This is a genomic window from Hyalangium sp. (assembly GCF_035629615.1).
In the GTDB taxonomy this organism is placed as follows: domain Bacteria; phylum Myxococcota; class Myxococcia; order Myxococcales; family Myxococcaceae; genus Hyalangium.
On the sequence record NZ_DASPHO010000170.1, the window covers coordinates 1 to 21,009 of the forward strand.

Annotated in this window: 14 protein-coding genes and 1 pseudogene; 5 read left to right on the plus strand and 10 right to left on the minus strand. The window is 67.8% G+C overall.

All coding sequences use genetic code 11. From position 1 onward, the window contains the following. Positions 1-119: 119 nt before the first annotated feature. A complete protein-coding gene (locus VD972_RS08740) occupies positions 120-887 on the plus strand; it encodes an alpha/beta hydrolase (RefSeq protein ID WP_324983707.1) in 768 nt (255 codons plus the stop codon). 474 nt (positions 888-1,361) lie between these two features. After that, a complete protein-coding gene (locus VD972_RS08745; protein ID WP_324983710.1) occupies positions 1,362-3,911 on the plus strand; it encodes an RCC1 repeat-containing protein in 2,550 nt (849 codons plus the stop codon). A gap of 166 nt (positions 3,912-4,077) precedes the next feature. On the opposite strand, the gene VD972_RS08750 is transcribed toward VD972_RS08745, so the two are convergent. Next, entirely contained in the window at positions 4,078-4,860 is a 783-nt protein-coding gene (locus VD972_RS08750; protein WP_324983713.1) for an alpha/beta hydrolase, read from the minus strand. A 248-nt stretch (positions 4,861-5,108) separates the two neighbouring features. On the opposite strand from VD972_RS08750, the gene VD972_RS08755 reads away from it, so the two are divergent. Both VD972_RS08755 and VD972_RS08760 read left to right on the plus strand, forming a co-directional pair. After that, complete coding sequence (locus tag VD972_RS08755) at positions 5,109-6,914, plus strand: thiamine pyrophosphate-binding protein (protein WP_324983716.1); 1,806 nt, start codon at positions 5,109-5,111, stop codon at positions 6,912-6,914. A 210-nt stretch (positions 6,915-7,124) separates the two neighbouring features. Continuing rightward, entirely contained in the window at positions 7,125-8,138 is a 1,014-nt protein-coding gene (locus tag VD972_RS08760; protein WP_324983719.1) for an FAD-dependent oxidoreductase, read from the plus strand. Between the two features lie 322 nt (positions 8,139-8,460). On the opposite strand, the pseudogene VD972_RS45440 reads toward VD972_RS08760, so the two are convergent. The 7 genes and pseudogenes from VD972_RS45440 to VD972_RS08795 all read right to left on the minus strand — a co-directional run. Beyond that, positions 8,461-8,730: pseudogene (locus VD972_RS45440) on the minus strand (cobalamin-binding protein); the annotation flags it as partial. A gap of 112 nt (positions 8,731-8,842) precedes the next feature. Then, entirely contained in the window at positions 8,843-9,400 is a 558-nt protein-coding gene (locus tag VD972_RS08770) for a hypothetical protein (RefSeq protein WP_324983728.1), read from the minus strand. Positions 9,401-9,769: 369 nt separating this feature from the next. After that, positions 9,770-11,296 carry a hypothetical protein gene (locus tag VD972_RS08775; RefSeq protein WP_324983730.1) on the minus strand — a complete coding sequence of 509 codons (1,527 nt, stop codon included), beginning with the start codon at positions 11,294-11,296 and terminating at the stop codon, positions 9,770-9,772. A 147-nt stretch (positions 11,297-11,443) separates the two neighbouring features. Further along, complete coding sequence (locus VD972_RS08780) at positions 11,444-12,538, minus strand: Kelch repeat-containing protein (protein WP_324983732.1); 1,095 nt, start codon at positions 12,536-12,538, stop codon at positions 11,444-11,446. A 168-nt stretch (positions 12,539-12,706) separates the two neighbouring features. Further along, positions 12,707-13,789 (minus strand): aromatic ring-hydroxylating dioxygenase subunit alpha, encoded by a 1,083-nt coding sequence (locus VD972_RS08785; protein WP_324983734.1) that lies wholly within the window; start codon positions 13,787-13,789, stop codon positions 12,707-12,709. Positions 13,790-13,829: 40 nt separating this feature from the next. Next, a complete protein-coding gene (locus VD972_RS08790) occupies positions 13,830-15,167 on the minus strand; it encodes a hypothetical protein (RefSeq protein ID WP_324983737.1) in 1,338 nt (445 codons plus the stop codon). A gap of 163 nt (positions 15,168-15,330) precedes the next feature. Then, positions 15,331-17,808, minus strand: coding sequence for a heavy metal translocating P-type ATPase (locus VD972_RS08795; RefSeq protein ID WP_324983741.1), 2,478 nt, complete (start codon positions 17,806-17,808; stop codon positions 15,331-15,333). Positions 17,809-18,021: 213 nt separating this feature from the next. Between VD972_RS08795 and VD972_RS08800 the strand changes: the two genes are divergently transcribed. Continuing rightward, positions 18,022-19,260: a phospholipase D-like domain-containing protein gene (locus VD972_RS08800; protein ID WP_324983744.1), complete on the plus strand. Its 1,239-nt coding sequence runs from the start codon at positions 18,022-18,024 to the stop codon at positions 19,258-19,260. 13 nt (positions 19,261-19,273) lie between these two features. On the opposite strand, the gene VD972_RS08805 is transcribed toward VD972_RS08800, so the two are convergent. Both VD972_RS08805 and VD972_RS08810 read right to left on the minus strand, forming a co-directional pair. After that, positions 19,274-19,852 carry an RNA polymerase sigma factor gene (locus VD972_RS08805; RefSeq protein WP_324983749.1) on the minus strand — a complete coding sequence of 193 codons (579 nt, stop codon included), beginning with the start codon at positions 19,850-19,852 and terminating at the stop codon, positions 19,274-19,276. Positions 19,853-19,864: 12 nt separating this feature from the next. Next, on the minus strand, positions 19,865-20,983 hold the full coding sequence (locus VD972_RS08810) for a cupredoxin domain-containing protein (RefSeq protein ID WP_324983752.1): 1,119 nt from the start codon (positions 20,981-20,983) through the stop codon (positions 19,865-19,867). Positions 20,984-21,009 lie beyond the last annotated feature (26 nt).

A 21,009-nucleotide genomic window follows, 5' to 3' on the forward strand; every position in this document is an offset into this window, starting at 1 on the left:
CGAACTCATCCTGGAGAATTCTCTCAACCTCGACGTGGAGGTGCTCCAGGTGACGGGCGCTCTGCACGAGCGCCTTCGGCAGGTCCTGAAGCATCTGCGCTCGGAGGCTGTCTAACACCATGTCCGTGCTCGACCATCCGCTCATCACCGAGAGGTACTTCTTCCCACGGCCGCTCGCCGTCGCGAACCCGGCATGGGTCGACGTGGAACCTGTGCGACTCGCGTGCTACGCGACCCAGCGCGGACATCCCCTGACGGTCGTGCACTTCCACGGTAACGGGGAAGTCGTCGCCGACTACGTTCCAGACTTCGTCGGGATGATCGAGGCGCTGGGGGCGGACTGTTTTCTCGCCGAGTACCGCGGGTACGGGGCGTCGGGAGGTGTGCCTCAGCTGGGGAGGATGCTGGACGACGTCGAAGCCATCTTCGAGGCGGTGGGGCGCAGGCCTGAAGAGCTCATCGTGTTCGGACGCTCTATCGGCTCGATCTACGCGATCGAGTTCGCGCACAGGTATCCCGATGTCGCGGGCCTCGTCCTGGAGAGCGCGATCGCGGACCCGCTGGAGCGCATCCTGATGCGCATGACTCCAGCGGAGCTGGGGATGAATCTCAGCGCCATCGAGTCGGCGTTTCGAGAGCGGCTCGACCACATGGCGAAGCTTCGGGCACGGCACAAGCCGACGCTGATCCTCCACACGAAGAACGACCACCTCGTCGATGCGTCGCATGCCGTACGCCTGGCTTCAGGCCCGGTCGAGAACGTCCGGCTCGTCCTGTTCCCACACGGGGACCACAACACAATCTTGCCCCACAACCGCAAACGCTACGTGGACGAGCTGCGCGAGCTGATCGCGCTCTGCGCCCGCGGTGAGACACGCTACTCCTGAGCGCCCCGTTATTTGAGTACGGCGAGCCTGAGGCACCGCCAGCCATTCGCTGACGTGCCCCTACGCGTGGGGTAGGCTGCGCGGAGGTGAAGGACATGGCCCCCTCCATCTCCGCGAGGCTCCTATGGATAGAACGCCCGCCCCCGCGATGCACCCGGCGCGGCAGGGGAGACGGGACGACCACGGGCCGGGTGACTCCGGGGGCGTTGACGCCCTTCGTGCAGTGACAGCCATCCAGGGCCAGCGGATAACAGCAGTAATCAGGGTGTGCCCACACTTGGAAACCCTTGTTACCAGGGGCCAGCGTGGGTGAGTTGCCGCTCGCTCCCCCCACGCTCGGTAAGTCCCGCGAACTGTTGGGTTAGGCGGGAAATCGAGGAACCGCGGTCATCTGGCGTGCCGAATGCAGAGGACCCCCGCGCACGCAAGCACTGGCCGGGGACCGTGAGAGCCCGCGAGCTGGAGGAATCGACCATGAGGCAAGACCTGAAGAGCATGCACCTGTGGGCGGTGTTGGGAGCGGGGGTGTGGCTCGCCTGTGGGGCGCCCACGGAGGAGAAGGGGCCTGGCGCCGAGCAGGTGCTGAGCACCCAGGAGCAGGCGCTGTGCTCGGGGCTGGACGTGAGCGAGCTGACGCTGGAGGGGATCAGCTCGTTCGAAGGGGAGCTCGCGGGCGCCGGGACTTACACGGTGTCTGGCCTGGCAGGCGGGGTGCGACTGGAGTACCGGGTGGATGGCACCCTGACCACGGCAGAGGAGCGTCTGGGAGTCACGGGCGCGTGGTCTTACAGCCAGTTGGGGGTGCGCTGTGGGGTGCACTCGGTGGAGGTGATTGCCTACCCGATGGTGATTGACAGCCATGGCAACCGCACCACGTGCTTCACCCTCTCCAAGTCTCTGTTCCAGAACGTTCCCCAGGTCTGCCCCGGGGTATCGGGGGGCAGCAATCACACGATGGAGGTGAGGGCGGACGGCAGTGTATGGACGTGGGGCTCCAACAACTCCGGCCAACTGGGGAGCGGGACTCGGGCTCCTCGCAACACGCCCCAGCGGGTGAGGGGACTGAGCAACGTCATCGCGGTGTCCGCCGGGCTCTACCACTCGGTGGCGCTGAAGGAGGACGGCACGGTGTGGACGTGGGGCGACAACGGCAACGGTCAGCTGGGAGAGGGGACGAACACGCTGCGGGTGTTGCCCGTGCAGGTAGCGGGCCTGAGCGACGTCGTCGCTGTTGCCGCGGGCTCCTACCACACGCTGGCGCTGAAGGCGGACGGCACCGTGTGGGGGTGGGGCCACAACGTCTATGGCCAGCTCGGGGACGGGACGCCGAGCAATCGCAACACGCCGGTGCAGGTGTCGAGCCTGAGCGGCATGGGCTCCATCTCCGCGGGCTATTACCACTCGGCGGCATGGAAGAAGGACAACACCGTGTATGCCTGGGGCTACAACGGCTACAGCCAGCTGGGAGATGGGACGACGACCCTCCGGATGACGCCGGTGCGAGTGTTGGGCCTCAACAATGCCGCTGCCGTGGCCGCGGGCACGCTCCACACGCTGGCGCTGCAGAAGGACGGCACCGTGTGGGCGTGGGGCTACAACGGCAATGGCCAGCTCGGCGACGGGACGACAGCCCTTCGCTCGCTCCCGGTGCAGGTGGTGGGGCTCAGCGGCGTTACCCAGCTCGCCGCTGGCTACTATCACTCCGCGGCCCTGAAGCAGGACGGCTCCGCCTGGAGCTGGGGCGACAACTCCTACGGTCAGCTCGGCAGCGGGACGACCGCCAGCAGTCTCACACCCGTGCAGGTGAGCGGCCTCACGGACGTGATGGGGTTCGACTTGGGGAGTGAGTACACGGTGGCGATGAAGACGGATGGCACCGTGCAGGCCTGGGGCGCCAACTCCTCCGGCCAGGTCGGTGACGGCAGTGCCGCCAATCGCATGGCGCCCGTAACGGTGGTGGTCCCCAACGTCCGAGCGGTGGCCGCAGGCATGGGGCACACGGTGGTACTGAAGCAAGATGGCAGGGTCTACACCTGGGGAGACAACATCTATGGCCAGCTCGGCGACGGGTCCACAGCGCGTCGCTCCGCGCCTGCTGCGCCGGTGTCGAACTTCGACGGCGTCATCGACATCAGCGCGGGTGGGTACAACACCGTGGCGTTGAAGGAGGTCGGCACCGTGTGGGCGTGGGGCGACAACTTCTATGGTCAGGTGGGGGACGGGACAACCCTCCAGCGGTTGAGGCCCGTGCAGGTGTCGGGCCTCAGCGACGTCATCGCCGTGAGCACGAGTGGGTCCCACACGCTGGCGCTGAAGGCGGACGGCACCGTGTGGGCATGGGGCTACAACGGCTATGGCCAGCTCGGGGATGGGACCAAAGCCAACAAGCTCACGCCCGTGCAGGTGGCGGGCCTTCATGGCGTCATCGCCGTGAGTACGGGTGTCCGCCACTCGGTGGCGTTGAAGGCGGACGGCACCGTGTGGGCGTGGGGCGACAATACCAATAACCAGCTCGGGGATGGGACGACCCTCCAGCGGCTGACGCCCGTGCAGGTGCCTTCCCTCAACGACGTCGTCGGCATCTCCGCGGGTGGCTACCACACAGTGGCCTTGCGCCCAGGGGGCATTCTCCGGAGCTGGGGCTACAACGCTCAAGGCCAGCTGGGAGATGGGACGATCAGCCCTCGCTCCACTCCCGTGACAGTCAGTTCGATCAGTGGTGTCAGCGGCATCGCCTCCAAGGGCGACTTTACCGCCGTGGTGAAGCTGGACGGCACTGTCTGGACCTGGGGGTACAACTGGGCTGGCCAGCTCGGGGATGGGACGAACGCCACCCGGCTGATGCCGGTGCAGGTGCCCGGTCTCCACTCCATCACCGCCGTCGTCTCGGGCAGCTACCACGCAGCGGCGTTGAAGAAGGACGGCACCCTCTGGACCTGGGGGTACAACTCCGGTGGCCAGCTCGGGGATGGGACGACCACCTACCGGTCGACGCCAGTGGCGCTGACGAACTTCATGCAATGACGGCTGTCGCTCTTCAAGCCAATGAGGGCCACAGTGACAGGAGTACCCGATCATCCCCGGCTGCTTCGGAGCCAGGGCGTTCTTGGAAGCCCAGGCTCAGCGCTTGCGGCGCCGGGTGGTGCGCGCCGCTCGTTCCCCCAAGTGGGAGCGGCACGCGGTGTGCTCCTCAAGGGCCGTGCTTGCACTGACCGAGGAAGCGGACCAGCTCCGTATGGAACCACTGCGGCGAGTCCAACATCAGCCAGTGGCTCGTGTGCGGCGCCACGGAGCGGGACAGCGTGGCCCGCTGGGCCACCAGCGTCTCCGGACTGGTGGTGGCCACCAGCGCGTGGGTGGGGCCCTTGAAGCGCTCGAAGGCTTCGTCCGGGTTGTAGCTGAAGAGTGACGCCACGTTTCCGGCGATGGCTTCCCGCCGCGAGGTGCGCAGCGTCTTCATGACCAGCGTGCGCGTCGTCTCCTTCGCATTGAAGAGCAGCGGCACGAGCCAGTGCTCGTGGAAGGTGCCGTACTTTGCCGCGCCGAAGTTCTCGAGCCAGGCGTCGGCCTCGGCCTTCGGCGTGCGGCGCAGATCTCCCACCGGCTCGACGTAGAGGAGCCCAGCGAGCCGCTCGGGGTAGTACGCGGCAAAGGCGCCGGCCACCGCGGCCCCAAAGCCGTGGCCCACCAGGACGAACGGCTGGGGGAGCAACGCGTCAGCGACGGCGGCGACATCCTCCACCGCCTCCTCCACGCCGAAGGGGCCGTGGCTGCCGGCGCTCTCGCCCAACCCGCGCTGGTCGAACGCGACGCTGCGGGTCGCAAGGCCCTGCTGCGTCTCGGCCCAGTGCGTCCGGTCGCCGGCGAGATCGTGCACGAAGAGGACGGGGATGCCGCCGTCGCCCTCTGTCGTTGCCATTAGTCGCCCCGCAGGTCCGGGGACGGCCACCATCGTTGGACCCTTATGCTTCATCGGTACGGCTCCCGGCCCCGGGTACGGGCGCTGCCCGTCCATCCCTCCGCGCCAGCTGAAGCGCCAGGGCCTTGCCCCGAGTCTGCCCTATCCCTCGCGGGTTGGGACCCTCCCTGTGGACAACTGTTCGGAAACGTCGGGGGTTTTGAGCGTGTGGAGGTGCGGTGCCAGTACTCGCCTGCTCCGGTTCCACACCCCCTGGCGACCCAGAGCCGAAACCGGTGATAGTGCGACGGACGGAGGCGAAGATGAGCGACGATGAGCCGGGGTCCCTTTCACGACGGCAATTCCTTCAAGTCTCCGCCGTGTCCCTCACGGGCGCACCGGAAGCGTTGACAGGAACGGCGCTCACTGCGGCCACGGAACAGCCCGGGACCGCGCCCACCACGGTCGCGAAGTACATCCTGACCCGGCTGCGCCAGCACGGCGTGAACATCCTGTTTGGCGTTCCAGGAGCCACCTGTGACCCGCTCTTCGCTGCGGCCCAGGCCACGAAGATGACAATCGTGGTGAACAGCAGCGACCTCGAGGCGGGTTATGCGGCCGATGGTTTCGCCCGCATGCGCGGCCTGGGGGCGGTGGCGGTGACCTACGGCGTCGGCACCTTGAGCCTGCTGCCTGCCATGGGCGGCGCCTACGCCGAGCGCAGCCCGGTGGTCGTCATCAACGGAGGCCCCAGCGCTGAGGACCTTCGGCTGCAGAAAGAGCTGGGCACCCTCTTCAGTCACTCGATCGGTCGCGAGAAGACGGACCTCGCGATCTTCCGAGAGGTCACGGAGTATGCCGCTCGCGCGGAGAAAGCTTCAGACGTGCCGAGGGTCGTCGACACGGCCCTTCGAACCGCGCTGATGTCCCAGCGGCCGGTCTATATCGAGATCGCCAAGCACCTCTGGGAGGCGAAGTGCCCAGCGCCGGGCGGTGCGCTGGACGTCACCCTTGCCCCCTCCGGCGAGGAGAGTCGGCTTGCGGCCGAGATCGTCGAGAGGCTGCGCACGGCATCACGGCCGGCGCTGCTGCTGGGCATCGAGCTGCAGCGATACGGCCTGGAAGAGACTGTCACCGCGCTGGTCGAAAAGCTCCGCCTTCCGTGGGCGACGACGATGCTGGCCAAGTCGGTGATCCCCGAGCAGACGGCAGGGTTCGTCGGGGTCTACGGGGGTGGGCGGGCGGTGTCCTCGGTGAAGAAGATCATCGAGGGATCGGATGCCCTGCTGGCCATCGGTTGTGTCATGGGCCGGCAATACCGGGGGCTTGTCACCCAGGGGCGTGACAAGCTGATCCTGGTTGCCAATCAGGCCACTCAGCTGGGCCGTGGGCCCGCAGTCAAAGCGACCTTGGGGCCCCTCCTGGCGGAGCTGCAACGTCAGCCCTGGCAACCGAATCCAGGACACCTCGAGCGAACGCTGCTCCCCGGCCTGTCCTTCCGACAGAGGCGAGCGTCGGTCCAGCCGGCTCCGGTGGTTTCTGGCGCGAAGGCCGAGCGAGGCTTGACCTACGACGAGGTGCTCGAGGAGGTGAGCGGCTTCCTCGATGAGAGCTTCATTGCCATCACCGATACCAGCCTCAGCATGTATCCGGCGGCAGAGCTGAACATCGCCGGCCGAAAAGGCTTCCTGTGCAATGCGGTATGGCAAGCCATTGGCTATTCGGTCGGTGCCGCGGTCGGCGTAGGTCTTGCCCAGGACAGGCGACCGCTGGTCATCTGCGGGGATGGTGGGTTTCAGATGACTGCGCAGAGTCTATCAACCATGGCGCAGCATCAGATGCGAGCCATTGTCATCGTCCTCGACAATGGCCACTACGGCATCGAGCAGTGGCTCCTGGAACCTCGCTTCTTCCGTGACGCAGCGACGCCGCTGCGGCCCTATCTGGCCTTGAACCGCTGGAACTATGCCGAGCTGTCGAAGTCCCTCGGTTTCAGCTCTGCGAAGACGGTGGACGCGCTACCTGAGCTCCGGCACTCCTTGGCGGAAGCGAAGAGCTCGCCCGGACCTGTCCTCATCCATGCGTTCATCAAACCGCGCGACATTCCGTCGGTGCTTCGTGAGGCTTGACAGCAACCCGTGACCGAGACCCTCTTGCCCGTCACGAGGCGCCGCTTCTTGCAGGGGACCGTCGCCGCAGCCGGCGCCGCGGCACTCCCGGCCTTCGCCACGCCCCCCAGGCACCTGCGCAATGGAGAGATTCTGCCGAGCCCAGACTTCTCTCTCTTGCGAGAGACCACTCCCTACCTGATTGGCATTCGGCCCCATCGAAGAGGAGGGGTGCGCCTCGCGCTCGAGGAACAACCCTTCGAGACCTCTTCCGGGAAGAAGTATGTGATCCACAATTATGGCCACGGGGGAGGCGGAATCACCCTGAGCTGGGGCTGCGCCAGCATCGTCACCGAGATGGTCGAGAAGCTCCTGGTGAGGTTGCGGCAGTCTCGGGCCACTCCGTCCATCGCGGTTCTAGGCACTGGTGTGATCGGATTGACGGTGGCCACCGAGCTGCGCCGCAAGTGGCCCACCCTGCCGCTGAGTCTCTACGCGAAGGATCTCGACGTCCGGTCGACGACGTCGTTCATGGCCGGCGGGCAGTTCGAACCCTCGGGAGTCTTCCAGGAGTATCGGGGCAAGGAGAAGAAGCGCGCCCTGGCATTGTATCTGCGAAGGTCTCGCGACCGGATCGTCGAGCTCCAGAACTCGGGGCAGCGGACCCTCTTCGGGGTCGCAGAGCGGAAGAACTACACGCTCGACCACGCGATCAAGGCCTTTGACGAGTTCACACCGCAGGATGTGGTTCCACTGCACAGAAAGGGAGCGCTTCCCTTCGAGAAGCTCAACATGATCGGCCGCGAGTACAGCACCTGGCTGATGAACCCAGCCATCCTGCTTCCCAAGCTGGCCGCGGACCTCGTGCAGACCTCCGTCCAGTTCAAGCAGCGGCTGTTCGAGTCGAAGCAGGATGTCATGTCCCTCCCCGAGAACATCCTCATCAACTGCACGGGATATGGTGCGAAGAAGCTGTTCGGAGACGAGAAGCTCGTCGCGCAGCGCGGGCACCTGGTGATCCTGCGAAAGACCCAGCCCAAGCAGTTCTATTTCTTCAGTGGGGGGTGTGCTAACCGTGCCATCTCCTACGTGTTCTGCCGCCAGGACGACATCGTCGTGGGCGGAACCGTCCAGTCGGGAAGAGAGGCGGTCACTCCCGATGATGAAGACGCGCTGATCTTCCAGCGCCTTCTCGCAAACGGGCGCGAGCTCTTTGACGGTCACCCGGCTGCGTGCCGCACCTGATACCGCTCCGGGTAGGGTGACGGAGAGGACGTCCTTGCAGTTCTTCGCTTTGCCGTCTTCCTTGCAGTCATGCACGTAGCTCTCGCGGCAGGAGATCCCCTCTCCTGGCGCAAGGAGATGGGTCCCCACCTCTCCGTTGGCGCTGATCGCCATCCCGTCGGACTGAACCTTCCCACCCGCCGACGAGCACGTGCTGTGCCACTCGTCGTAGGAGAAGGTCACCGGCTTGGTGCTCTTGCTCTTGATGAGGACCTTCTGTGCGGGGACCTCCATGTTGGCGTTGGACAGGCACCGGTACTGAGAGGTGCTGTGCATGTCCGCGTCAAGATGCGCGCAGGTCTCCCGGACGTCGCGGGTCCAGCTTCATGCCTCGGGCCACGGCCGCCACGATGCGGGCGAGTGGGTCTACCCCGTCCGTCAGCGCAGCCGGGCCCGGCTGGAGGATGAAGGTGCTCTTCACCTCATAGAGCTGATCGTCCACACCGCCCGCACCGTGGCCCAGCCTGGCGTGAGACGATCTTCTCCCGCTTCGCCTTCCGGCCACACCAGTTGGCGATGACCGCCTCGGGTCCCTACGCGCTACCTCCTCAGGCAGGGTGTTGGGGCTCAAGCCGCCACAGCCAACAGGCCCATGCCCCTGGCCCCTGAGCCGCCCCTGCTGGGAGGATGGGCAGGGTAGCGGCGGCATGGGCTCACGCTGGCCATCATTCTGAACCGGGAGCCCTAGACTCGACGGAGCGCGGTTCGCGCTCACCTGTCTTCTTGGGGCGTTTGCCTTCCTTCACGGTGTCTCTGCCGGTATCAAGACCGGCGAGTCTTCGGGCCCGCGCCAGACCGCCGTCAAACTCCTCACGCACCCCTGGATGCAGCTTCCGGCCACCAATCCGCCTCTCGACATCCGCGATGAGAGCAACCGCCTTGCGCACGCCCGTGGGAGACCCCTTGGAGGCTTGAGCCGCAAGGACGCAGGCCAACAAGCGATCGAACATCGAGGTGTAGCCGAGCCGCTCCACTCGCCTCAGGTATGGGGAGAACACCCTCCATGGGCCGTCGCTGGTCGCCACGAGGAGATCCATCGAGATGCGCCTCCGTATCACCTGCTGCTCGTAAGCAGTGCGCGCCTCCTTGAGGATTCGCTTCTCGAGTTGCTTGTACGCCCGAACCTTCTCGGGGATGGGTGCCCTCATGAGCGGAAGGATGAGACTCTCCCGCTCTCGCGCCCAATTCATGAACCTCTCCTCCTGCGTCAAGTGCCGAGGCATGGCCGCCGCACTCCGTCCTACGTGTAGATCGCCGCCGGCCAGAAGCCGTTGGATGTGCAGTACGCCGGGCAGGATCCGCAAAGGCTTTCCTTTTTGTGGCGACCAGGCAGGTTCTGGCCGCCGGCCTCCACACATTTGGCGTAATAGGCTACGCACCGTTCCTTGGTGTCACTGTCCGGGTCCTGATCGTCCCCGCTCGAGTTGGGCGGAAGAACAGGATCGACCGTGGGTTCCCGGGGCCTGGACGCCTTGGGCTTGGAGGCCTTTGAGGCGCTGGTTGCACTCCCCAATTCGCACAGGAGCCTGTCTCGTGCCCGCCGCTCGGCGCCGAAGGGCCTGAGTAGCCCAAGTGACAGGGCAAGTGCTGCGTCATTCGTCCCTCACGACAGCGAGCGAGCCGAGCCCGAGCCATGCATCGAGCACCTCGAAGGTGCGCGACACTTGCTGGCGGTACGCGTCCGGGTAGGCCCACCACTGGCTCTGGAAGTGGAACAGGGACGTCACCGTGGCCAGCACGGAGAAAGCCGCCACGATCGCGAAGACGCGTGGAGACAGGAGCCGCGCCGCTCCGCTCCCTGTCCCCGCACTGCGCAGGTACGCCGCCAGGAACCAGACCGCCAGGGGCAGGAACTCCGTCGTGAACCGGTAGGCCAGCCAGTAGTAGGTGAGGATGAGGAGGCACTGGAGAACGAACGGCAGTGCGCAGAGCGCTCTCAACCGCCGCTCTCCAGGCCGCCCCGGGAGCACCCATCCACCGATGAGTCCCACCACGAGCCACGGCGAGACGAGCAGTGGAGAGATGAGCCAGGTGGTCAGGTCGCGGTAGAGCTCCGGCCGGAAGACTGCTGGGCGCGCGAACGTCAGGAACGGCGCCCGGAGGCTGAGGTTCTCCAGGGAGATGCGGAAGTACGCCAGGACGCCGCTCGGCACGCGGCTCCAGTGGAACACACTGTCCACGCCCTTCGGCTTTGCCGCAGCAGCCTCATAGGCGGCGAATGGGGCGAACTCGAACGGCGAGCCGAAGCGGGCGTGGTTGTACCAGAGGTGGAAGAGCCCCGCCGCGAACGCCGGAAGGAGCGCCAGCGCAACCCGCCCGGCCGCGGTGAGGACAGGCTGCCGCTCCCGTCGCACCTGGAGGACCAACAGCCGCAACGCAAGGCCCGAGACGAGCGCGTAGAGCGGCAGGCCGAACGTCACGCGAGAGAGGAACGCCACCCCCGCGGCCGCCGAGAGCAGGGTGAGGCTGCGCCAAGCCCGCTCGTCATCCCGGAGCACGCCGAGCGCGAAGAACACCCCCCACAAGGCGGCGCACAGGCCCCAGAGAATGGCCTCGTGGTACAGGTTCGCCAGTGAGCCGACGAGGACGAGCGACGAGCCCAGACCCACGGAGGCCAGCGTCGCGAAGAACAGGACGGTGCGCCCGCGGGTAGCGAGCTGCTCGTTCTCGGCGAGCTGGCGGCGCGCAATGGCGACGATGGCCCCCAGGCAGAGGATGAGGGCCAGGAAGCCCGAGGCCCTCGACCAGAGCCCGTAAAGCGAGGGCGCGAGCAGATCCGGGAGCACACGCAGCAGCGCGGGGAACGGCCCGAAGTACATGAACGTCCGCTCGCCGATTCGCCACGCCTCCCACTGGATGGCCTCAGGGAGGACCTCCGCCGAGCCGTGGCGGAGGCTGCGCGCCAGCGAGTCATAGGCACTGCCCAGCACCTCGCGCTCGTCCCAGGCGAACGTCCCCCGCGTCACGAGCCACGCCTGGAAGGCCACGATACAGGCGAGCGTCACGAAGGCGGGCACCCACGCCACGTCCTCTCGTCTCCGTGCGAGGCCCAGCATGAGGGCCGCCGAGGTGCACGCGACCAGCGACACGGAGGGCGTTGCCGCCCACGCGAGCAGCACCCCTGCGCCCACACAGGGCACAAGGGCCCGCAGTCCAGGCCTGCTGACTGGGATGGAGCGGCGCCCTTCCGGCACCGCGCTCTCGCTTCGATCGAGGGACTCCACGACGGCAACGGCCCATACCACGAGCGGGCCGGGGCGCCGAGCTCAGGGGGTATAGCGCTCCACGGTGGCAACGGCCTGCCCACCGTGGATGCCTCCCGCGATGAGGAGCTCGCCCGAGGGCAACAGGGTGGTGGTGTGGCCGCTGCGCGGCTCGGCCATGGAGGCCGCGCTGCTCCAGGTACCGGTGGCCGGATCGTACAGCTCCGCCGTCGCCACCGAGCCGCTGGAGCCGGTCCCTCCGAGGACGAGCACCTGCCCAGAGGGCAGCAACGTGATGGTGTGAGCATTGCGTGGCCCGGCCATGGAGCCCGCACTGCTCCAGGTACCGGTGGCCGGGTCGTACAGCTCCGCCATTGCCACCGAGCCACCGGAGGGCCCGGTCCCTCCCGTGATGAGCACCTTGCCCGAGGGCAACAACGTGCCCGTATGACTCTCGCGGGACTCGATCATCGGGCCAGTGCTACTCCAGGTGCCGCTGGCTGGATCGTACAGGTGCGCACTGCTCTGGGGCGCCCTATAGCCCCCTCCCGCGAGGAGCACCTTCCCGGAGGACAGCAGCACCATCGCGGGCCTGCCCACACGCATGGGGGGAGCGCCGGTTGCAGACCAGCTGCCCGTGGCCGGGTCGTACAGCTCGATGACGCTGGGCAGGGCGGGGTTGCCTGGATCGCCTCCTGCTACGAGCACCCGGCCCGTCGGCAACAGCAGCACCCGAGGAAATTGGCGGCCCGCGATCATGGAGCCGGTCGGCTGCCACGTGCCTGGCACCGGATCATACAGCTCGGCCGTCCTGGAGCTGCTGACATCGGCCATGACCAGGACCTTCCCGGAAGGGAGCAACACCGCGCCCGGGGCAATTCGCGCCTCGCTCATGGAGCCGGTGGGCGTCCAGGTATCGGTGGCCGGATCATAGAGCTCGGCGAGCTTGATGGCGTCATCCAGGCTGCCGCTCCTGTCATGTCCCCCCGAGACGAGCACCTGCCCGGAGGGCAGGAGCACTGCCGCGTGCTGACTGCGCGGCATGGCCATGGGACTCGCCGAGCCCGGCGGCATCCCCGGTGGAGTGTCCTCGTTGCAGCCCGCAACCAGCGCGAGCGTCAGCACGAACCCTGTCCTGATCATGACGGCTTGCCACATGAGAGACCTCCCGGCCCTGTCCAAGAGCCCACCCGCGAGGAAATCACCAGCGCATCAACCGATCGCAACGCCCTGTTGCTCGCGGCATTCCGGCCACACGAGGGGTTTCACCACGAGTGGCTGCCAGCTCGCGTCACTGGAATGAAGGGCGCGTCGTGGGCCCGTTCCTCACACGAGCATCTTCAGCCGGGTCTCGTGCACCGGCTCCGAGGAGGCGGCTGGCTTCTCACGCTCCACCGAGCGCAGCAGCCGGAGGATGGCGGGCCCGAGCACATCCAGCTCCGTGGAGACGTACATCTCCGTGCCGAACCGGTGGATGGTCTCCGTCTGCTGCTTCAGGATGCGCGCATCCTGCGAGAAGATGTGCAGCGCCACCGGCGTGAGGAATGGCTTCACCAGCCAGTGCGGGATCGGCAGGCGGAACGTCACCACTGCGTAGATCAGCGTGTCCCAGTCCGATACCGGCGTCATCGCCGAGGACACCATCAGGTGGCTCTCTTCACCAATGCGGTACTCCACCTGAGCGATGGACGGCAGCAGGAACCGATCGAAGTGCTGCACCACGCCGCCGCCCGGAGACAGCACCCGGCCCACCAGCCCCTTCGGGCGAGGCTCGCCGATGTACTCGGCCTCCACCCGATCCGAGCTCCGCCGCACCACCACGTCGATCTCGTTGCTCTTCTTCGCGGTGCGGAACAGCCCTCCGTGGAGGAAGGCGGTGTGGGGCACATCCAGCGTGTTCTCCAGTGCCGCGTGCAGCGAGCCGGGCGCTCGGACGACTCGGCGCACCGTGCTGTAGCCCCGCGCGTCGAGCAGCGGGAAGCGGTAGGGCTCTGTCGTCGGCACCACCCCCGGCGTTGAATACACCCACACGAAGCCGTCCTGCTCGCGCACCGCATGCGAGGCGGCGCAGCGGGCCTTCGCGCGCGTGTCTCCCGAGAGGCCAGGGATGGCGCGGCACTCGCCGGCCGAGTCGAACGTCCACCCGTGGTAGCCACACTGGAGCTGGCCGCTCACCACGCTGCCCAGGGACAGCGGCACGTTCCGGTGTGGGCATCGGTCCAGGAGCGCCGCAGGCTGCCCACCCGCGCCCCGGAAGAGCACGAGGGGGGTGCCCTGCAGCGTGCGGGAGATCGGCTTGTTGCCGAGCTCGCGCGAGGCACAGAGGATGAACCAGCTGTTCGGCAACCGGACCACCGAGATGTTGCCAGCCGGCGCACCCGGCGCACGCGCCTCCTCACGGGAACTCATGGCTCACAGTCTAGCGAGCCGCTCGCCGGGTGCACGCGTCTCATGGGCCTGGGGAGGAGATCTGCAGGCTATGCGACGAGGGGCTGGAAGAGTGCGAGCCCCCGTGCCCCGTGCGCTCCGAGGGAGCGGAAGACAGCCGCAGGTAGACCATGCCGCCCACGGGCAGGCGGCTCCCATACGTGGACTCGAGCCCCTCTGGCAGGAAGTTCACCGCGGCGCGGAGGCCCAGTCCGGGCTGCACCGGCCCCAGCGGACCGAAGTTCCTCAGGTAGCCCAGGGTGAGGCTGGCCACCCCGAAGGTCTCCTCCTCGAGGGGCTCGGGCAGGACCAGGTCGTGGCCCGTCTTCTGGATGTACTCGGCGCGGCCGAAGACGACGTTGTGCCCATCCAGGTCCAGGTTCGTCTCCAGGAGATACGCGTTGGAGCCGCCGTGCTCGCTCTCCACGTTGCGCCCGAAGACGGCTGTCGTCGCCCAGAGCCCACCCGAGCCGAGCGGCCTGTGGAGCGTGGCGGATGCGGTGAGGCGATGCAGCGGCTCATCTGCGTGGAGCACGCTGTGGCTTGGCATGAAGCCATAGGACACCTGAGCGCTGACCTCCCGCGTCGGATTGACGCTCAGCCGCAGCGAGTAGGAGTCCAGCTTCCGGAGGTCGAGGTCCCGGCGCTCCTCGTCGGGCTCGCGGCCGTTGAACCAGGAGGCCTCCAGCTTCGCCAGGGGCGTGACGATCCCGGCCGTGAGAACGCCAAAGGAGATGTGTGAGGAGTCCTGCCAGTGATGGCCAAGCGCCGCCAGCGGATCCGACGCGGCGGACAGCCGGTGCGGGAAGGCCACGGGCCCGAGCGCGGGCTCGCCCGCGGGTGCAACGTAGAGTTGGAGGGCCCAGTCCCTCGAGAGCGCCTGGGTATAGGTGACGGCCAGCTCCATGAAGAGATCATGCGGGTGCTGCCGGTCTCGCAGGGGCTCGCCCTGGTACGTCTCTCCGGTCTGGAGGAGCAGTGGGTAGCCGCCGTTGTGCTGGGCGGTGAAGGGCTCGGGGCTGAGCATCACCCGCGCCCCGACGAGCGCCGCCCCTGCCTCACGCTCGGCCATCAGCATCAACCACCCCACCCCGAGCAGGGCGTCGTCACCGCGTGGCCCCTGCTGCCGGTCGTACCCGCCGAAGAGCAGGCCATGGAACATGAAGTCCCAGCCCGCCGCCTCCCAGTGGAGCCCGGTGTGAGGCGACGCGTCAGGCTGCCACGCCGTGCCCGAGGCGTTGCGCGTCATGGGGAGGTCGCGGACGGACATCGTCTCCGGGGAGGGTGCGGGCTCGGAGCCGTGCGCGTGCGGGGCCGCCTGGGCCCAGGCGATCACCGGCAGGAACAGGAGAGCGGCCATCACTAGAGTGGAGCGCATAAGGGGACCTTGAGTCCTTGAATGGAATGAGGGTGGGGCTCGGCCTCCCGAGGCGCGAGCCGTCACCTCGGGGCAATAGGGGGCGCACGCCTGCTCTCTCGCCGAGCATGGCGGCTGCCGCCAGGAAGAGCGGAAGGAGCGGGCGCTACAGCGACAGCTTGCGCAGCCGCAGCGCGTTGGTGATGACCGACACGGAAGACAGGCTCATGGCCGCGCTGGCGAACATCGGGCTCAGCAGCAGCCCGAACAGCGGGTAGAGCGCACCGGCCGCCAGCGGAACGCCGAGCATGTTGTAGATGAAGGCGAAGAACAGGTTCTGCCGGATGTTGCGCAGCGTGCCCTGGCTGAGCTTCCTCGCTCGGGCAATGCCGCGCAGGTCCCCCTTCACCAGCGTCACGGCCGCGCTCTCCATGGCGATGTCCGTCCCCGTGCCCATGGCGATGCCCACGTCCGCCTGCGCGAGCGCCGGCGCGTCGTTGACGCCGTCCCCCGCCATCGCCACCACCCGGCCCTCGGCCTGGAGCCTCTTCACGATGTCCCCCTTGGCATCCGGGAGCACCTCCGCCATCACCTCGTGGATGCCAAGCCTGCGCGCTACTGCCTCCGCCGTGGTGCGGCTGTCGCCGGTGAGCATCACCACCCGCAGGCCCTCGCGGCGCAGCAGCTCGAGCGCCTCCGGCGTGGAGGCCTTGAGAGGATCCGCCACCCCGATCAGCCCTGCGGGCCTCTCCTCCACCACCACGAAGACCACCGTCTGCCCCTCACGCCGCAGCGCCTCCGCCTGCCCGGCCAGCGCTCCCGGCTCCACCCCCAGGGCCGACAGCAGCGCCGCGTTGCCCAGCGCTACAGCGGCCCCATCCACCTTCCCCGTCACGCCCTTGCCTGTCAGCGAGCGGAAGTCCTGCACCTGCGCCAGCACCACGCCCCGCTCCTGGGCGCCCGCCACGATGGCGGCGGCCAGTGGGTGCTCGCTGGCGCGCTCCAGGCTCGCGGCCAGCCGCACCAGCTGCGACTCCTCGAAGCCCACCGCTGGCACCACCGACACCAGCCGCGGCTTGCCCTCCGTGAGCGTCCCCGTCTTGTCCACCACCAGCGTGTCCACCTGCGCCAGCCGCTCGAGCGCCGCCGCGTCCCGGATGAGCACCCCCGCATGGGCCCCCCGCCCCATGGCCACCACCACCGAGATGGGCGTGGCCAGGCCCAGCGCGCACGGGCAGGCGATGATGAGCACCGCCACCGCGTTCACCAGCGCGTACGCCAGGCGAGGCTCCGGACCCCACACGCCCCAGATGAGGGCCGTGACCACCGCCACCGCGATCACCACCGGCACGAAGATCGACGACACCTTGTCCGCCAGCCGCTGGATGGGCGCACGGCTGCGCTGGGCCTCGCTCACCCGCTGGACGATGCGCGCCAGCAGCGTGTTCTGCCCCACCCGCTCGGCGCGGAGGATCAGGCTCCCCGTCCCATTGAGGGTGCCACCCGTCACCCACGTACCGGGCGCCTTCTCCACCGGCAGGGACTCGCCCGTCACCATGGACTCGTCCACCGCGCTCTCCCCCTCGACCACCATGCCGTCCACGGGCACCTTCTCGCCTGGACGCACGCGCAGCAGATCCCCCTGCTGCACGTCCGTCAGGGGCACATCCTCCTCTGCACCCCCCTCGTGGATGCGGCGAGCCGTGGCGGGTGCCAGGCTCAGCAGGGCCCGGAGCGCTCCCGAGGTGGCACGGCGCGCGCGCAGCTCCAACACCTGCCCCAGCAGCACCAGCGTGGTGATGGCCGCCGCCGCCTCGAAGTAGACGGGGATGCTGCCTCCGTGGCCCGTGAAGGCGTGGGGCAGCGCGCCCGGGAAGAGCGTGGCAAAGATGCTGAAGAGGTACGCCGCACCCGTGCCCAGCGCGATGAGCGTGAACATGTTGAGGTGCCTGTTGCGCACCGAGGCCCAGCCCCGCTCGAAGAAGGGCCACCCGCCCCACAGCACCACGGGCGAGGCCAGCACGAGCTGCACCCATGCCAGGACGCTCGGCGAGAGCAGCCGCTGCACCGGCTGGCCCGGCAGCATCTCCGACATCCCCAGGAAGACGACGGGCACGGTGAGCGCCAGGGACGCCCAGAACCGGCGCGTCATGCTGATGAGCTCAGGGTCCGGCTTCTCCTCCGCCAGCACCGTGCGCGGCTCCAGCGCCATGCCACAGAGGGGGCAGCTCCCAGGGCGCTCCCTCACCACCTCGGGGTGCATGGGGCAGACGTACTCCGTCCGCGTCTCCACCACGGGCGCCTCGGGCTCCAGTGCCATGCCGCACTTCGGGCAGGCTCCCGGATGGTCCTGCCGGACCTCTGGGTCCATCGGACAGACGTACACGGTGCCCTGGGGCGCAGCAGGGGGCTCCTCCGCCTGCGGCGACAGGTACTTCTGGGGCTCCGCGCTGAACTTCTCCCGGCACTTCGGGTTGCAGAAGAAGTACGTGTGGCCCTTGTACTCGAAGGTGCCGCCCTTGGGCGCCTCGGGGTTCACCCTCATTCCGCAGATCGGATCCACGGGCCGGGGATCGGACTCGTCCGGTACCGGGACGTGGGGGTGGGCGTGGGGATGCCTGGCTGGGGGGGGATGCGGGTTCATCGCTCTGCTCCTTTCGCCCAAGCTGACGGAGCTCGCTCCATCCTCTTACGGTGGTCACCTGCACCCGTCTTGGCCTCGACGCAACAGCAGTGAACTCTTCCGGCTAATCATGAAAATATTGATTCGATGCTAATTCCATGATTCTGGTCCTTCCGGTTTATCAGATTCCGGGAGGACGCGATGGGTTCCAGGGCAAGCGGCGTCGGAGCGATTGTGCCAACACTGGCCGTGGCTTTCTGCACGGCGCTTGTCACCGGCTGTGCGCCGCCCCCGGCTGAGCACGAGCTCGACGACGTGGACGTGGGAGTCGTCCAGGCGGGGATCCGCTCTGCGTCGGCGACGATCGGCGGCAAGCTGGTCTGGGCCCACTTCAACAACCCACCCGCGGCCGGTGGCCGGGACTACACCATCACGGATGAGCTGAAGCGGCTCATCAACACCACGCCCGCGGGCGGCACCATCCGGGGCGCCATCCACTCCCTGAGCATCGATGGCGTCGCCGATGCGCTCCTGGCGGCCCAGACTCGAGGCGTCACGGTGTCCGTCGTCCTGGATGGGAAGAACGCTCCCTCCACGGATCCCGCGGTGGCGACCATCAAGCGGCTGACGAACCACAAGTTCTGCACCAACTCGAGCGGTGGTGGCGGCTGCATCGGCACGAGCGCCGCGGGCAACATGCACACGAAGATGTTCACGTTCAGCCAGGCCCAGGATCCGAGCGGAGTCCTCCGTCCGTCCGTGGCCTGGTTCGGCTCGGCGAACCTGACCTACGCGAGCGGCACGGATGCCTCGAACAACGCCCTCACCGTGTACGACGCCGCCACGCTGTACGACGGCTTCAACGCCAACTTCTCGGACATGTGGAACCGGCGGCACTACTCGGGCAACGACTACTACGACTCGGCCAGCGGCCGTGGCTACTACCAGGCCAACCCGGCGGACGCCTACGCCTCTCCGGAGGGGGTTGGCGAGACGGATACGATCGTCACGCGCCTGAACGACGTCACGCCTGACGCCAACTGCCGGCTGCGCATCGGCATGTCGTTCGTCACCACCGGGCGGCCGGGGCTGCTCGACCAGGTCCGGCGCTACAAGGCCGGGGGCTGCCTGGTGTGGATGGTCGTGAGCGGGAGCTCCACCGACGGAATCAGCATTCCTCAGTCGGTCTACAACTCACTGCTGGACGCGGGCGTGGCCATCCGCAGGCACGACAAGGTCCACGACAAGTTCTTCCTGGTCTACGGCAAGTACGGCAGCCAGTACCTGTACAGGGTCTACACCGGCTCGCAGAACTGGTCCCAGGACGCCCTCAACGAGAACGAGGAGATCTTCGTCAAGATGGCGGGCGAGTCCGGGGCGACGCACCCGCTCTACGACGCGTTCTACAGCCACTTCAACGACTCGTATAACACCGGGGTGACGTGCACGAAGAGCAACTACCCCTGCAGGTAGATGCCGCGGAGCTTCAGGCTGGAAGGCCCGGCTCACGGCGCCGCTGGCAGGAGCAGTCGAGGCAGCCGTGGGTGGCACAGCTCCCACAGCTCCTCTCGAGCTGCTGCTTGAGGGCCTGGCGTGCCCGGTGGAGCCTCACTCCGGCATTGTTCGGGGTGATGCCCACCGCCGCGGCCGCCTCCGGCACGCTTCGCTCCTCGAGCTCCACCTGCCGGAGCAGCTCGGAGTACTCGGGCTTCAGCGTGGGAAGCAGCTCGCCCACGCAGGCGCAGACGGTCTGCTTCAGCTCCGGATCCGGCCCCACCTCCGTGGCCTCGAGCGACTCCCGCTCCAGCACGCGGGCCTCCGCGGCCTGCTTGCGGTAGTGATCGACGAGGGCGTTGCGCAGCAGCCGGTAGAACCACGCCACCGCCCTCTCCTCGTCGCGCAGCGCGTCGCCCTTCTCCAACGTCCGCACGAAGGCGGCCTGCAGCAGTTCCTCCGCCACCGCGCGGCTCCCCACACGCCGCTCCAGGAAGGCGAGAAAGTGCCGGTGGCTGTCCACCAGCGCCCGCACTATCGACTCTCCCGACTCTCCCTCTGCGTGCTCCATGTCACCCTCGGCTCAGTTCACGACGAGCTGCCCCTTCAACATCCCCATCCCGCACGTGAAGGGGAAGGTGCCCGCTTTGTTCGGAGTGAGCTCCACCACCGTCTCCGAGAGCCCGGGCAGCGTCTTCTTCACCCCGAAGTCCGGAATGAGCAGCTCCTCCGAGCACCCCCCGGTGTCCTTGCGGATGAAGCGCAGCCGGGCGGGCACGCCCTTCTTCAGCTTCACCTCGCTCGGCTGGTAGCTCCCCGCCACGGTGATGGTCACCTCCTGCACCGCTCCCCGCTCGGCCTTCGCCTCCGTCGCGGCTGGAGCCGTGGGGGATGCCGCCTGGGCCTCCTTCGGCGTCAGCATGAAGGTGATGAAGTACTCGGGATCTCCCGGCATGGGCAGGTGCACGGTCGTCTCGCGCTCCTCATCCGAGGCCGGCAGCTTCGCCGTCAGGAACTGCCCGCCCGGCTCCGGCGTGAGCGGGGCGCGCTGGCCCCCGGCCTCCACCGTCCCCTTCATCCCCGTGAGCGGCACGTGCTTGCGGAAGGCGTCCGTGACCCAGACGCGCACCTCGCCCGAGCGCAGCGAGAGCACCTCGAGGTGCATGTCCCCGCTCATCGCCACGATGCCGCCCTGCAGCGGCGTGTGGTCGTGCTCCTTCATGCCACCCGCAGGAGGGGCTGCGTGGCCGTCCGCCTCCAGGTGCGCATTGAAGCGCACGGCCTCCGGCTTTCCGTTCTGCACCACCGTCACCACCATGGCCAGGTGATCCTCCGTATGGGCCGGTCCCTGGCCCGCCAGGTGGTCTCCCGCGGGAGCGAGCGTGACGTCCGGATAGCCGCCCTTGGCGACCTTGATGGTGCCACTGGCCCCCTCGAGCCGACGCAGGTTCAGCGCGTCATCGAGCAGATAGACGCGGTACTTCCCGTCACGCGAGGCCACGAGCTCCAGGTGCCCCCGAGGCGTCGTCTCCACCCACCCACCGTGGGGCGAGGCATGCGCGTGCGGCGCGGCTTCATGCGAAGCTTCATGCGAAGTTGAGCTCCCCGCAACCTGGGGTGTGCTCGCGACCGGAGCCTCCGTCTTCTTGTCGCACGCGGCCAGCAGCCCGGCGATCAGCACCCATCCCATCCAGCGCTTCATGTGGCTCTCCAGAACATTTCCACCCA

What these genes read in the sequence shown, in the direction of transcription:
- VD972_RS08740 (WP_324983707.1), top strand. Translation starts at nt 120, where the DNA reads ATGTCCGTGCTCGACCATCCGCTCATCACCGAGAGGTACTTCTTCCCA.
- VD972_RS08745 (WP_324983710.1), top strand. Translation starts at nt 1,362, where the DNA reads ATGAGGCAAGACCTGAAGAGCATGCACCTGTGGGCGGTGTTGGGAGCG.
- VD972_RS08750 (WP_324983713.1), bottom strand. Translation starts at nt 4,860, where the DNA reads ATGAAGCATAAGGGTCCAACGATGGTGGCCGTCCCCGGACCTGCGGGG.
- VD972_RS08755 (WP_324983716.1), top strand. Translation starts at nt 5,109, where the DNA reads ATGAGCGACGATGAGCCGGGGTCCCTTTCACGACGGCAATTCCTTCAA.
- VD972_RS08770 (WP_324983728.1), bottom strand. Translation starts at nt 9,400, where the DNA reads ATGCCTCGGCACTTGACGCAGGAGGAGAGGTTCATGAATTGGGCGCGA.
- VD972_RS08780 (WP_324983732.1), bottom strand. Translation starts at nt 12,538, where the DNA reads ATGTGGCAAGCCGTCATGATCAGGACAGGGTTCGTGCTGACGCTCGCG.
- VD972_RS08785 (WP_324983734.1), bottom strand. Translation starts at nt 13,789, where the DNA reads ATGAGTTCCCGTGAGGAGGCGCGTGCGCCGGGTGCGCCGGCTGGCAAC.
- VD972_RS08790 (WP_324983737.1), bottom strand. Translation starts at nt 15,167, where the DNA reads ATGGCCGCTCTCCTGTTCCTGCCGGTGATCGCCTGGGCCCAGGCGGCC.
- VD972_RS08795 (WP_324983741.1), bottom strand. Translation starts at nt 17,808, where the DNA reads ATGAACCCGCATCCCCCCCCAGCCAGGCATCCCCACGCCCACCCCCAC.
- VD972_RS08805 (WP_324983749.1), bottom strand. Translation starts at nt 19,852, where the DNA reads ATGGAGCACGCAGAGGGAGAGTCGGGAGAGTCGATAGTGCGGGCGCTG.
- VD972_RS08810 (WP_324983752.1), bottom strand. Translation starts at nt 20,983, where the DNA reads ATGAAGCGCTGGATGGGATGGGTGCTGATCGCCGGGCTGCTGGCCGCG.